The sequence below is a fragment of the Chamaesiphon sp. genome (genome assembly GCF_041737865.1).
Lineage (GTDB): Bacteria > Cyanobacteriota > Cyanobacteriia > Cyanobacteriales > Chamaesiphonaceae > Chamaesiphon.
Genome location: NZ_JBGSQZ010000103.1, coordinates 1 through 14,108, shown reverse-complemented (window position 1 = coordinate 14,108; position 14,108 = coordinate 1). Strand labels below are relative to the sequence as shown.

Sequence of the window (14,108 nt, the reverse complement as noted above, 5' to 3'; positions counted from 1 at the left end):
AAAATCCGTTTCATGGTAACAAGTGAAAACTGTAGCTTGAGATAAATCAAGAAGAGAATTCAGGTGAAAGTCCATAGCCAGTATGAGGGTAAAACGTAGCTGTCGCTACATTTTACCCTGTTTTCAGAGGAGAGCCGCTTTGCAACACTAGCAACAATTTTAATTATTACTAGTGTCTTAACAGCTAGATTTTTTATCTTTCAGTTAACTTGGTTAACACCTGATTGGAACGCTCCACAAAAGTATTCATCCCATCGGCATTTATCCCTTTCTGTGCCATTAGAGCCAGATCGTAGATGTGTTGACAGACAAGATTAACTAAATCTTGATTTGGTGATGTTCCCTCAGATTGAACGATTGAGGATCGATCGATATTAGCCAAGTTTTGAATCAGTGGATGGGCGGTATTTACCACCAGAACATGTTCTTCAGGAAATTCGGCTACTTGTTGCTGCATCATTGCCATCATGTCTCGCATTCGACGCGTAGATTCAGGCAACAACACCATCGCAGGTGGTGTAGACTGAGCGTTATCACCTTTAAGTGATTCGGTGCGGATAGTGACTTTGGGTTTGTCGATTGCCGTAGTAAATATTTCTTGAATCTGTTTGCTGCGGGTTTTATTAGTGTTTGGATCGATGATTTCGGGAGTATCATCCGATCGAATCAAACTACTATCTAGTTCGGCATCTACGCGCGAAAATTTGACATCGCTATGTTCGCGTTCGAGGAAACCGACAAAATGTGTATCGATAAAAGAATCGAGGAATAACACTTCTAATCCTTGACTTTTGTGAAGTTGGATATATGGCGATTGACTAGCTTCATCGGTTGCGTAGAAAACACGTTTTTCATAAGTAGGCTCACCCTCTGGTGTCGCTGGATCTACTTTAGAGTGACGCTCTTGATTACGTTCTAAATACTCATTGAGAGTAGTGTAAGGTAAAGTTGGTGAGTCAGATTTCCAAGCATCATCACCTTCAGTTGTGCCTTCAGGTGCGGCTGGAGGGCTGATGAAGGTGGTGCGATAGATGATAATGTCTTCAATTTGCTTTTTGAATTTATCATCGTTGAGACAGCCAAATTTGATGAAAGTGCTGAGATCTTCCCAGCCTTTGGTATATGTTGCTCGATCGTCATGATAGAGTTCTTTGAGCCTGTCCCCAACTTTTTTGGAGATATAATCAGAGATGCGACGGACGGTGCGATCGCTAGTCAAAGCACTCCGAGAAACGTTGAGGGGAATATCGGTACTGTCGATGACTCCACGCAATGGTAACAAGAATTTGGGAATCACTTCATCACAGCGATCGCTCACAAATACCTGATTGCAAAATAGTTTAGCTTGTCCCTTGGTCAGATCCAAATCTGGACGAAGTTTGGGGAAATACAGAATTCCATTCAGAGCGAAGGGATAATCAGTATTTAGATGTACCCACAGCAATGGATCTTCTTCAAAAGGATAAAGATAACGATAGAATTCGAGATAGTCTTCTTTAGTTAGATTCTGGGGTGATTCTTTCCAGGGTGCTTTCTGTTTATTAATGACTTCACCATCGAGTGAGATGGGAACGGGCATAAAGTCACAATAAGTTTTCACTAATTGTTTAATTCTGGCTGGTTCTAAATATTCGGCTTCCTCTTCTTGGAGAGTCAGGGTAATAGTTGTACCGCGCTCAGTCCGACTCGATTCGCTAATTTCAAAGCTAGGCGAACCATCGCAAGACCAGTGTACGGGAGTCGAGCCATCCCGACAAGAGAGGGTATCGATCTCGACGAGACTAGCAACCATGAAAGAGGAATAGAAACCTAAACCAAAATGTCCGATAATCTGTTGGTCGCTATTTTTCTGATATTTCTCGATGAACTCTTCGGCACTCGAAAAAGCAACTTGGTTGATATATTTTTTGACTTCATCCAAACTCATCCCAATCCCATTATCAGAGATTGAGAGTGTTTTCTTGTCCTTGTCGATCGAGATCCGCACGGCAGGTTCGCCGATTTCGCCGCTAAATTCGCCAGCGAAGGAAACCATTTTGAGTTTACCAATGGCATCGACGGAGTTAGAAATCAGTTCGCGCAAGAAAATTTCATGATCTGTATACAGAGATTTCTTAATGATCGGAAAGATATTCTCGGTATGGATGGTAATGTTACCTTGTTCTAGCACTGTCATAAGGCTATGCGATCGCGGTGATGTTTGTTTACCAGCATTGTAGGTCGTCTGGTGGTGTGGTACCTTTCGGGATTTCCGTACCTAATTAGTCGAGTGGGAAAATAGCGTCGTTGTCGATCGAATCCAATTGCTGGTAGTAAGCGAATCGGCAGACGATATGTACTTGTGGATTTCGGATGTTATTTGTGTGTGCAAAACCCGGGTCTGGGGGTCGGAACCCCCAGATCCCCGTTGAGGAGCGATTCGCGCTCCTCGGGTTCCCCGAGGGTTTAGCGGCGTTTTTATTCGGGGGGAACCCCCGAATAAAAAAACGACAAGACAGCGAATCAAGACAGCGGAACGCCGCCCCTCAAACTCCCCTGCGTATGGATGGCTGGTTTGCTAGCTTAGATTGCCTTCGGCAGTTACTCAACGGGAGGTTAGTAGTGTGGCTGTGAGTTAAGATCGAGAGATCTTAACTCAAAAATCTAAACATCTCTCCATCACTAAGTTGTATCAATTTGCTTATCCCGAACTGACATGACTTTATTAGTCAGCGTAGGCGGACTTTACGCCCCGAAGAGTGGTTTTAACCACTTTGAGTGTGTATAGCAACTTAGGTTAATTAGATAGCTGGATGGGTACAAGATCGGATCGAAGCTTGTGTCGGCACCCAGCATCAAGGTAAATTAGAGCTAATTGGTACTGTTTTATCGATCGCGTCGGCATCAGCCCATCAATCGATCGCCGTGTGGGCTTCCAATCGACTTGTCCGTGATGGCACAAATCCTCTCACCTAGCTGGAAATCCCTATGGTATATGCGGTATTAGAATCTTCAAGCCCGATCGATCGTCGAGTATCCACCGATCCGATTATTGCCGCGATCGATATCGGCACTAACTCAGTTCACATGGTCGTAGTGCGAATTGTCACGAGTCTACCAGCGTTCACTATTATCGCCCGTGAGAAGGAAACAGTACGTTTGGGCGATCGAGACCCTCAGACAGGTAATCTCACATCAGAGGCGATTACTCGTGCCATTGGTGCCCTCAAACGGTGTCAGGAAGTTGCCAAAAGTTTGAACGCTCACCAAATATTAGCAGTAGCTACCAGTGCGGTGCGCGAAGCTCCCAATGGTCATGAATTTGTCAGATCGATCGAGACTGAATTAGGGTTAGCAGTCAATATCATTTCTGGACAAGAGGAAGCGCGGCGGATTTACCTAGGGGTATTATCAGGAGTCGAGTTTAACAATACACCACATCTAATTATCGATATCGGTGGCGGTTCGACCGAACTGATCCTCGGCGATAGTGACGAACCCCGCACTCTCAGCAGCACCAAAATCGGCGCAGTGCGGCTCACCGCTGAGTTTGTCCCCAAAAATCCCGTGAGCGATCGCGAATTAATCGATCTCCAAGCCTTTGTGCGGGGACAATTGGAACGCGCCACCGATGAGATTAAAGCCAATCTGCGAGCGGGGGAAACTCCCAAAATGGTGGGAACTTCGGGCACAATCGAAACCCTCGCCGCGATCCTGAATACGGATAAAAATGGTCAAATCCCCGATCGGATTCATGGTGTTGAGATTCGTCTTCCCGAATTACGCCATCTGATCCATCGGCTGCGGCGGATGACAGTCGCCGAGCGCGCGACAATTGAAGGAATGTCCGAGCGGCGATCGGAAATCATCATCGCAGGTGCCATCATCCTCCAAGAGGCGATGGCGATGCTAGGAATGCAATCGCTCTCAGTGTGCGAACGCAGTCTGCGCGAGGGGGTAATTGTAGACTGGATGCTGACGCAGGGATTAATCGAAGATCGGCTCAAGTATCAAGGTTCGATTCGCGAACGTAGTACCCTCAAAATCGCTGGCAAATACGGCGTAGATCTCCCGCACTCCGAGCGAGTCGCCGAGCTAGCTTTGAGTCTATTTGACCAAACCTACGGACAGTTACACACCTGGGACAAGTCAGTTAGACAATTACTCTGGAGTGCGGCAATCTTGCACAATAGCGGTCACTTTGTCAGTCACGATGCCCATCACAAACATTCCTATTACTTAATTCGGTACGGGGAGCTACTAGGATATACAGAAGCAGAAATCGATACGATCGCCAATATCGCCCGCTACCACCGCAAAAGTGCCCCAAAAAAGAAACATCAAAATCTCCAAAATCTCTCGAAAGAGCAAAGATCGATCGTCTCCCAACTGAGTGCGCTCCTACGTGTAGCCGTCGCCCTCGACAGGCGCAGAATCGGCGCGATCGAAGATGTCAGTCTCAATTGCGATCTGACTACTCGTGAGTGTCACCTGACATTTTTTCCCACCGATCCTACTGATGCTTGCGTACTCGAATGTTGGAGCTTAGATTTTAAGAAGCCCGTTTTTGAAACTGAGTTCAATCTCAAATTATCTACCACCAAAGGCTAAGTATGACCACTTAATGTAGGGTGTGTTAGATAGCGTAACGCACCAATATCTAAAGGCTAAGTATGACATCACTGCCATAGCGTACTTAGGACTATAATAGCCACAAGTTTATTACCAATACTACTAACCACGAGTTAGGAGTATTGCGATCGAGGATATTTATGGACGATCTTGAATGGGAACAGCAACGCGCCTGGGTAGAAATCGACTTGTCTGCCCTAGCGCACAACGTTCGCCAGATTAGAGGTTTATTGGCACCCAGCACCAAAATTATGGCAGTAGTCAAAGCTGATGCCTATGGACATGGAGCGATCGATATCGCCCGAACTCTCATCGCTATGGGTGTAGAATGGCTAGCTGTGGCGACAGTGACAGAAGGCATCGAACTTAGGCAAGCAGGGATATTTGCCCCAATTCTCGTGCTAGGTGCTGTCAATAGCGAGATGCAGGTACAGGCGATCGCCAAATGGGATCTGCAACCCACAATTTGCTCGATCGCTCAAGCTACCCTCATCTCCAAAGCTATCGCCACCCTAGATCCGAGTCTAACGCTAAACGTCCATCTCAATCTTGATACGGGGATGTCCAGATTGGGGGCAGATTGGCAGCAGGCGGTGGCTTTTTATCATGAGGTGGAGGATCTACCCTACTTGCAAATTGCCAGCTTGTACTCTCATTTAGCCACTGCTGATGAATTAGATCCGACTGTGATGGAGATGCAGATCGATAGGTTCGATCGATCGATTCGATCGATTGGTGCGGCTGGACATGTCATTCCCATGCTCCATCTAGCAAATTCCGCCGCGATATTAATCAGCGATCGCCTCAACTATCAATTAGTTCGCCCTGGGCTGATTTTGTACGGGCTATGCCCAGCAACACATCTCCAGTCGGCGATCGATCTTCAGCCAGTATTAAGCGTCAGAGCCAGAATTACTCAGGTTAAATCAATTACCGCCGGAACGGGAGTAAGTTACGGTTATCGATTTATTGCCGAGCGCGACATGCAGATCGCCGTAGTCGAAATTGGCTATGCAGATGGTATTCCCCGCCGCTTGTCCGATCGAATGCAAGCGATCGTCAGAGGGCGACTCGTCCCGCAAATTGGCTCGATTACGATGGATCGGATTATGCTCGATGTCAGCCAGATTCCCGATCTTCAGGTGGAAGAGATCGCCACTATTTTAGGCACAGATGGCAGCGTTCGGATTACCGCTGATGATTGGGCAAATCAACTGGGTACGATTTCGTGGGAAATCCTCTGTGGGTTTAAGCACCGATTGCCACGGGTGAGCAAGTGATGCTCAAAAAATTATATTTTCAAGTAATAATTAAGAGATCGAGTGCTAAACTGATAAAGTGACTCTAAACCATACACTCCAATCGATCTCAACTCGACCTTAGGATCGAGACTTGCAAGAAATTGCAATTGTGGTTGAGAAAAATAGTGTGTATGAATTTAAATAAGTAACATTATTACAATGTTAATAACCATCAACGGCAAGGAGGCGATCGCGAGTGGACGAGTCTTATCATACTTATCTCAGTCGCGTGGCAAAGATGACCCTACCTGCCACCTACGAATCTCAGGTCAAAAATATCCAAGAATCGCCTAAATTTAGGTTGACGGATGGTACTCGCCAACCAGTATCTTTTCCTGGGTACTCGGCGATCACGCCACCAGGAGCCGAAGATCCTGGCAATAGTGCAGTATTTAAAGATTTAGCGGTATGTCAGCAACGACTGATCGAAAAGCTAGAAGCGGATTTATTAGTTTTAGTCGATCCAGCTAGCTTTCATTTCACCCTCGCCGATCTGATTTGGGATAGTGCTTATCGGATGGCGACTGATGCCAATCCTGATTTTGAGAGTAAATTGATCGAGCAAATCGAGGATAGTTTTAAAATCTATCAAGACTCGATCGTTGACACTACGCCCATTCGCTGGCAGATCATGGGATTGACAGTCAGACCGAGGGCGATTGAAGTGAGTTTAGTCCCAAAGGATGAGTCTAGTTACGATCGAATTATTGCTCTTCGACGTGCTATTTATCAAAATTCTGGTTTGATTTCACTAGGGATCGAGCAGCAATACTATTTCACCGCTCACACGACACTCGCCTATTTTGCTAATGTCCAACAGGAGATCGATCGCGTTCGGCTCAGTGATACTTTGCAGGAATATAATATGCACTGGCTCGACCATCCCCAAGAGATTATTTTAGCTCAAGCACAATTGCGAAAATTTACAGATATGTATACCTACAAACGACAACCGAATTTTCCGATCGCCAAACTGTAGGCGATCGACATCAGTTTAGCCTACCAAGAACCTATGTGTTGGTAAATTTTCACCACATAGGCGATCGACTAATTCAAAACTGGTAAAATAGTCAGTCCAATGACTAGATTAGGATTATCCTGTTTGAGTTGGGCTTCAAATCCATAGCAAGCATCACTGCTTATTTGAGCTAACGAACTTTTAGCTTGACAGCGTTCGGAGAGGATTTGAGCGATGGTAGACAGCAATAATCCATTACGTTTTTGATAAGCAGATTCAAATAATTTAATCGACTCTCGCAGATCGTTATCATTACGCTGCTCTCGCCCGCGAATGCCCAGTAGTTGTGCTTTATAGTAAGTTAATTCAGGATTTTGAGGAGCGATTTTTCGGGCAGCATCAATGGCATTATTTGCTTTATCGTACTCTTTCAAGTCACGATGACCGATATACAGCCCTCGTAAAGCTAGATACCTAGGTTGGGCATTTTTTAATTGCTCGATCGCTTGATTGGTATCAGCAAATGGTACATTCACTGCTAGGAGCAGATCCATATAGCCCTTAATTAGATTTAATTCTGGATTATTAGGATCGAGCTTTTTGGCTTTATCCATGTATTCAAATACCATCTGAAGCTTACCCAAAGCACCCAGAGCACCGCCACTAGGCTTCTTCATTTCATAAGCACCCAGGATTGCCAAACCCACACCCTGATACAAATTTCCGCGCAACGGATTGATTTTCATCAATTGCTCGGCAGCTTTGGTAGTTTTATCCCCATACACCTTCACTTGCTCAAAATCCCCAGCACTAAAGGGATACAGGGTACTCATAGCATACGTGAGTGGCTCATTTGGATCGGTTTTGAGTGCTAAGTCCAGATACTGTTTAGCCTTTGCATAGTCACCATCCCGAAACATTGCTTCCTTTGCTCTCTCGACATTAGCACCCTGCTTTGTTCTACTCCCCGCTGCGGGCAATATCATATTGCTGTTCGGTTTTACTAGTTTGGGTGAGGTTTTTGGGCTAGCTACTACTGAGGTAATAGTTGGGTTAAACTGGCTCATCGGTGCAAGGATCGCTGATTGAGTTAGAGTAACACCAGTAGCTAGGGCGAGTAGACTACGAACGGAAAACTTAAATTTCATGAATTAGGATCTGGTAACGATGAGATATGTACGGGGGTTTTAAAAATGCTGAGGATAGTATTATAAGTTAATCGCTCGATAGAGCTTCTTCCAATGACAGATCGATCGCCGTATACTAGAGTGTCTGGACGTGAGCATCGATCGAATGTTCCGATTGGATCTTACCCGATCGTTAGTGTATCCAGCACGGGAATTTCTACCAATAATTTTTTCATCATCCCTACTCCGTGCCCTAGATCGATGCTCAAACTCAAACATCTTTCCTACCATCCACCAGCAAGCGATCGACCGATTCTCAAGGATCTTAACTTAGAATTACCGCCCCAGCAATTGGGATTGATTATCGGTGCGAGTGGTTCGGGTAAAAGTACCTTGCTCGAAATTTTAGCGGGATTGGCAAATTGTACCAGTGGGAGTGTCTGTTGGCGCGATCGCGTGTTAGACTCCGATCTGCGTCAGCAACTGGGTGGACTGGTATTTCAGTTTCCCGAACGGCATTTTTGCACCAATTCTATTCTAGAAGAATTGCGACTGGGACATCCCGAATTAGGCACCGAACGAGTCGAGCAAGCTCTTAAATCCGTAGGTTTAGCCCAACTATCTCTACAGGTATCCCCTCACGCCCTCAGCGGCGGACAGCAGCGACGATTAGCCCTCGCAGTGCAATTGATTAGACAACCGTCTTTACTGCTGTTAGATGAGCCGACAGCAGGCTTAGATTGGTCGATGCGACAACAGTTAGTCAATTTGCTTGCCCAACTGAAACAGGAATGGACGTTATTAGTTGTTACCCATGATGCTGGGGATTTACTAGCAATTGCCGATAAATGTTGGCAGATCGATCGAGGAGTATTAATTGAAGCTAAGATCGATCGTTGAGTAGGCTTTAAGTTAGCGTTGCCGAAATCTTTTTTTAATATAAATTACACAACCACATGGATTCATCATCAATCTCTAGCCCAAACTGTTTGCCAAATATGGATAAGATGTGGCAAGAAACAATTGATTGGTGTCCTACCGCACAACAGCAGTCGCAGTTACAATCTTTATACTCAGAAGTAGTTAGTGCTAACCAACAATTAAATCTCACCAGAATTATCGCACCTGAAGAATTTTGGGAAAAACATTTGTGGGATTCCCTCCGAGGTGTTGGTGACTTAATTAATCATCCGTTGGAGCTAAAGGTCATAGATCTTGGCACTGGCGCAGGTTTTCCTGGCTTACCGCTAGCGATCGCCAGAACTGATTGGCAAATGACTCTAGTTGATTCTACTGCCAAAAAGGTCGGGTTTATCGAATATATCGCTCCTGAGCTTGGCTTAACTAATACTCATCCTTTAGTCAGTCGGATCGAAGCTTTGGGACAAGAAAGACAGCACCGCCATCAATACGATCTCGCGCTAATTCGAGCGGTGTCATCGGCAAATGTTTGTGCTGAATATACCCTACCTTTAGTCAAAGTAGGCGGGACAGCAATTCTCTATCGTGGCAATTGGACAGATGAGGAAGCTACTAGTTTAGAACTTGCAGTAGCAAAACTAGGGGGTGAGATTAGTAAGATCGATCGATTTACAACTCCCATCAGTGATAGTATCCGCCACTGTATTTGGCTGCACAAAACTACCGATACACATCCCTACTATCCTCGCGCTGTCGGTATCCCCACTCTAAAACCACTCTAGCATTGCGCTAAATAAACTCCAATACTTGACGATTTGAAGTTTCTGATGATAAGATTGCATATCAAATTTAAGCCATTTGGCTTAGAAGCGATCTGCCGACTCCGAAGATGGCGAGCATTTCTCAATTTTTGAGTATATATAAATAAAAATTGAAACTCACTCGATCGTCGCACTTAGCTAAATTTTGCTAATTAGTGCCAGCTCGCTCTAGCACATTCTCGAACTGAGAGTTCGAGCGAAAATGCAAGTCTGTGACCTGCCAAGATAGTATCGAAAGCGATTAGCTCTGACTCACCCAACAAATTCATTAGGTAACTTGTAAGGACACAATCATGAACACAACACTCAAAACTGCCATTGGCGGATTGTCCGCCATCGGCCTCTGTACGATAAGCTTGTCCGCCCAAGCGGTAACTCTTGTTAACGGCAACTTTACACCTGGAACGGCAGGACAGACCAGCTCCTCATTTTTCAACGCAGCCAATACTGGCTGGAGTACTACCGATAACAGTAAATTGAATTTTGTAGTGCCGATCGGTCTAGAATACACAGACAATCTCAACGTAGCAGGCGGTCGTCCCGATCCGAACTTGCAACTGCGTGGTACTGCGCCCATTGCCAGTCCTGATGGTGTCGCAACTTGGTTTGTAGCGGCAGATGGCGATCCTGGTTTCGGTGCCCCGATCTATCAATCAGTGAGTGGTCTGACAGCAGGCAAACAATATGATGTGACGTTTTATCAGGCTGCCGGACAGCAAAGTGGATTTACTGGTCCGACAACCGAAAGATGGCGGGTCGGTTTTGATACGAGCATTCTGACTTACGCAACCACTGGCGCGCAACTCGCAAAGACTCAGCTATCAGCCATAAATATATTTCCAGATACAGCTACGCGGGTAACTGATTGGCAGAAACAGACATTAACATTCACAGCTAATACCACCAGTGATATCTTGACATTTTTGGCAGTTGGTACTCCCGATGGAAGACCACCCTTCTCGCTCTTGTCTGGTGTCTCGGTTTCGCCTACTGCCGTTCCCGAACCTTTTACGATTATCGGTACGATTGTCGGCGGTACAGCAGCTTTACGGTTGAGAAAGAAACTAACTAAATCTACCAAAAATGCCTAAATAAATCCTAAATTGTTAGAACTACTAGCTGTAATTTTCACCTGATAGTTCACTTGAGATCGCTCGTGACGATCGAAACACCATTTGCGATTGAGGTTGCGCCATCGTTAAGCACGACCTCAATTCGATCTGACCAGATTTTTTAACCCAAACTTGGAGACGCTTTGATAACGTGCAGCAGTATTTGTCATCATTAGCGTTAGATATATTTAGATTATGCGCTTGGTTAGTCATCCTCGCGATCGTCTTTATCCCGCTAGAACGGCTTTGCGCCCAGCAAAAACAGCCAGTCTTCCGCAAAGAATTTTTTATCGACTTGGGTTATTACTTCCTCAATAGTCTGCTACCCAAACTGCTGCTAATTCTGCCGATGTCGATCGTGGCTGCGGTAGTACATCAGCTCGAACCCAGTGGAATCTATACTTGGGTAGCAGCTCTACCCTTTCGAGTTCGGTTCGTCCTCGCAATAATCGTCGGCGAATTTGGTGCGTACTGGGGGCATCGCTGGTCGCATGAGATTCCCTGGATGTGGAGGTTTCATGCAGTCCACCATAGCTCGGAAGAGATGGACTGGTTGGTAAATACTCGCGCCCATCCGTTGGATATGTTTTTTGGACGGTTTACGGGCTTACTCCCGCTCTATCTCCTCGGTTTGGCACAACCCACCGCAGATGCAGACATCCTACCAGTGCTATATTCGTTGGTCGGCACCGTCTGGAGTTTCTGGGTTCATGCGAATATGAATTGGCGGTTTGGATTTGTCGAACGAGTGTTGGCTACGCCAGCTTTTCATCATTGGCATCACACGAATGATGGCGCGGAGTATATTAACAAAAACTATGCCGCGATTTTACCCATTATGGATATCCTCTTCGGTTCATTCTATCTCCCAAAACATCGCTGGCCGCAGAAATATGGGATCGAAATGTCGATCGAGCCAAGCTTTACCGGACAACTATTACAACCATTAAAACGGTAGTTATAGCAATCCTAGATGAGAAGCTTAACCCCTAGAAGGCGGACTTTGCATCATGAGCAGAGACTTCAGTCTCTATGCTAACCACAACCCCTTAGTTTAACTCTGCGTTTTCTTGATTATTGCCCCTTTTCCAGAACACAGGCATCCTCAACACCCATTTTTCCCTACATCCGCTGCCAAAATCTTAACCGCCCTGGCGACTATTATACTACATTATTGGGGGTCGATATTTCAGACCAAAGTCTGCGCCAACGATTTTTTGCAAGCGATCGCAGAACCTGTATAATGAAAATTCGATCTGGTTTGAGTAGGGAACAGCTACTCAAAGTAATGGGGAAAGCCTGGTGAAAATCCAGCACTGTCCCGCAACTGTAAATCGTCTGCATCAGCGTCGATTGAGTCAGAATGCCCGCCAGAAGCTACATATCGGTCAATTAACCTACGAGGTATTAGGTGAACCCAGAACATTGTTTATTTGTTTGTACCACTTGCGGTAGTAAGTGGCAAGATGGTCAGCGCGTTGGTACGAGCGAGGGCGAACGCCTACTACAGCAGCTCGAAGCTTTGCACCAAAAGTGGGAGTTAGCGACAGAGTTTCCGATCCAAGCTGTAGGTTGTATGAGTGCCTGTAGTAAGTCCTGTGTGATTTCCTTTGCGGCGGCGGGGAAGCATACATATCTGTTTGGTGATATTCCGACCAACGATCCGAATATCCCGTTGAGCAATATCCTCGACTGTGCTGAAAAATACTATCAGCATTCCACTGGAGTATTACCTTGGGGAGAACGTCCCGCACCGCTCAAACAAGGCATCCTCGCCAAAATTCCGCCCCTCACTACCCCCACTCGTACCCATGCGGCACTATAATCGCTCCCGCCGCGCCAATTTGTTTACCCAAAACTTGCTGTGGATTGGCTATCAGGCTTGGCAAGGTTATCTAAATCTCGATAGAGGGGCAGTAGTCATCAGTAGCGAAGTGGATCTCCTGGACGATTCTGACCGCCACTGGGGAGACAATCTCGAACCCAGTCTTAATTTTCGCTATATCCCTCAGGCGCAATTGTCTATCTACTTACAAGAGTGGCTGGTACAGACTCCAGCGATCGATCCCATTTTAGCTGCTGTCGCTAATTATCAGCCGCAGACTGAGCTAATTTTTGCGATCGAGTCTAGCTCTCTCGATCTCGGCTGGTGTCAACGCCTAAAAATTTCGCCTCCAGACTGTTATCAACAGATCTGTCGGCGATGGAGTGAGTTTGAATTAGGGGTTAGGGGTTAGGCTTTAGGCTTTAGGCTTTAGGCTTTAGGCTTTAGGTTTTAGGGACAAGGGGCTAGGAACTATAATTAGTTCTTAGTCCCTTCACTTTACTAGCTCTCAGTCTCCCAATCCCCCAATCCCCCAGTCTTACTCGGCTGTAGCTAGTTCGTTATTGTTGCGATTGCGTTTGCGAGTTAGAAGGTTGAATAATTGGATACCGATCGCTTTAATGAGATTACCTTCTAATTCAGTGAACATAATCATGTTCATCCCAAATGCTGCGTTAGCCTCTTCGACGACTTCATCGGCTTTAGCTTCGTCGATGGGTAATTCATTCATCGCTTGACGGTAATTGCTTTTAAATGCTTTTTCATCAGGAATTTGTGCAAACTCATAAAACGCCGTTCCTTCACCGTCAGTGAGTTTCATCGCGTTCTGAGCAATTTTTTTGAGGATTTGACCGCCGGAGAGATCGCCTAAGTAGCGGGTGTAGAGGTGTGCTACCATCAGTGCGGGGTCGCGATCGGCTACTTCATGAATTCGGGCGATATACTTTTTGGTAGCCTCTGAGGGAGCTACTTGCTCTTTCCAATTGGCTCCATAATAGAAGGCTAAGTCTTGTTCTAGCGCAGCCTTGCGATCGAGTTCGGGGAAAAATACTTTAGACAAAATTGGATCGTTGGCACGTTTGTGCATTTCCTCTTCCATCGCTGAATAGACGAAGTAGAGATTGGTGACTAGCTTGCGGTAGGATTTTTTCTCAACAGTCCCTTTGAGGAAACAGGCGATGAAGCCTGTGTTCTCAGCCATATTATGAGATTTCTTGGTGCCCTCACGCAGTTTAGTCGCTAGATTAGAAGTCATATTAAAAAAATCCGTATAAATATATCCACTAATCTGTTAAACCCCGTCCAACTTCAAACCCATAGTTTTCAAAGTATGAGACAATCTGATTCTGAGGAGTAAATTGAGGTCAACGCAAAGATGTTAAGAGTAGACTATGGTCGTTGGGCACAGACAGCTCAAATGTTGAGAGAACAA

Annotated in this window: 12 protein-coding genes and 1 riboswitch; of the genes, 9 read left to right on the top strand and 3 right to left on the bottom strand. The window is 45.7% G+C overall.

The window, feature by feature from the left end; all coding sequences use genetic code 11:
- Window positions 1-193: 193 nt before the first annotated feature.
- Window positions 194-2,176 carry a molecular chaperone HtpG gene (gene htpG / locus ACEW9J_RS07370; protein ID WP_373544484.1) on the bottom strand — a complete coding sequence of 661 codons (1,983 nt, stop codon included), beginning with the start codon at window positions 2,174-2,176 and terminating at the stop codon, window positions 194-196.
- 791 nt (window positions 2,177-2,967) lie between these two features.
- Between htpG and ACEW9J_RS07365 the strand changes: the two genes are divergently transcribed.
- From ACEW9J_RS07365 to ACEW9J_RS07355, 3 genes are all read left to right on the top strand, one after another.
- Window positions 2,968-4,590, top strand: coding sequence for an HD domain-containing protein (locus ACEW9J_RS07365; protein ID WP_373544483.1), 1,623 nt, complete (start codon window positions 2,968-2,970; stop codon window positions 4,588-4,590).
- A 161-nt stretch (window positions 4,591-4,751) separates the two neighbouring features.
- The gene (alr, locus tag ACEW9J_RS07360) at window positions 4,752-5,891 is read left to right on the top strand and encodes an alanine racemase (RefSeq protein WP_373544482.1); all 1,140 of its coding nucleotides are present in this window, start codon (window positions 4,752-4,754) and stop codon (window positions 5,889-5,891) included.
- Window positions 5,892-6,108: 217 nt separating this feature from the next.
- Window positions 6,109-6,891 carry a DUF1868 domain-containing protein gene (locus ACEW9J_RS07355; protein WP_373544481.1) on the top strand — a complete coding sequence of 261 codons (783 nt, stop codon included), beginning with the start codon at window positions 6,109-6,111 and terminating at the stop codon, window positions 6,889-6,891.
- Between the two features lie 68 nt (window positions 6,892-6,959).
- Here ACEW9J_RS07355 and ACEW9J_RS07350 read toward each other — a convergent pair whose 3' ends face one another.
- Window positions 6,960-8,018: a Sll0314/Alr1548 family TPR repeat-containing protein gene (locus tag ACEW9J_RS07350; protein ID WP_373544480.1), complete on the bottom strand. Its 1,059-nt coding sequence runs from the start codon at window positions 8,016-8,018 to the stop codon at window positions 6,960-6,962.
- Window positions 8,019-8,258: 240 nt separating this feature from the next.
- On the opposite strand from ACEW9J_RS07350, the gene ACEW9J_RS07345 reads away from it, so the two are divergent.
- The 6 genes from ACEW9J_RS07345 to ACEW9J_RS07320 all read left to right on the top strand — a co-directional run bounded on the left by ACEW9J_RS07345 (window position 8,259) and on the right by ACEW9J_RS07320 (window position 13,088).
- Complete coding sequence (locus ACEW9J_RS07345) at window positions 8,259-8,897, top strand: ABC transporter ATP-binding protein (protein ID WP_373544485.1); 639 nt, start codon at window positions 8,259-8,261, stop codon at window positions 8,895-8,897.
- A 56-nt stretch (window positions 8,898-8,953) separates the two neighbouring features.
- On the top strand, window positions 8,954-9,700 hold the full coding sequence (rsmG, locus tag ACEW9J_RS07340; RefSeq protein WP_373544479.1) for a 16S rRNA (guanine(527)-N(7))-methyltransferase RsmG: 747 nt from the start codon (window positions 8,954-8,956) through the stop codon (window positions 9,698-9,700).
- A gap of 332 nt (window positions 9,701-10,032) precedes the next feature.
- Entirely contained in the window at window positions 10,033-10,830 is a 798-nt protein-coding gene (locus tag ACEW9J_RS07335; RefSeq protein WP_373544478.1) for a PEP-CTERM sorting domain-containing protein, read from the top strand.
- 184 nt (window positions 10,831-11,014) lie between these two features.
- Window positions 11,015-11,809, top strand: a complete 795-nt coding sequence (locus ACEW9J_RS07330) for a sterol desaturase family protein (RefSeq protein WP_373544477.1) — start codon at window positions 11,015-11,017, stop codon at window positions 11,807-11,809.
- A 282-nt stretch (window positions 11,810-12,091) separates the two neighbouring features.
- Window positions 12,092-12,241: riboswitch (cobalamin riboswitch) on the top strand.
- 21 nt (window positions 12,242-12,262) lie between these two features.
- Window positions 12,263-12,676: a DUF1636 domain-containing protein gene (locus ACEW9J_RS07325; protein WP_373544476.1), complete on the top strand. Its 414-nt coding sequence runs from the start codon at window positions 12,263-12,265 to the stop codon at window positions 12,674-12,676.
- On the top strand, window positions 12,663-13,088 hold the full coding sequence (locus tag ACEW9J_RS07320) for a hypothetical protein (protein WP_373544475.1): 426 nt from the start codon (window positions 12,663-12,665) through the stop codon (window positions 13,086-13,088). Before ACEW9J_RS07325 ends, ACEW9J_RS07320 begins: the two co-directional genes overlap by 14 nt.
- 126 nt (window positions 13,089-13,214) lie before the next feature.
- Here ACEW9J_RS07320 and ACEW9J_RS07315 read toward each other — a convergent pair whose 3' ends face one another.
- Window positions 13,215-13,931 carry a heme oxygenase (biliverdin-producing) gene (locus ACEW9J_RS07315; RefSeq protein WP_373544474.1) on the bottom strand — a complete coding sequence of 239 codons (717 nt, stop codon included), beginning with the start codon at window positions 13,929-13,931 and terminating at the stop codon, window positions 13,215-13,217.
- Window positions 13,932-14,108: the final 177 nt, after the last annotated feature.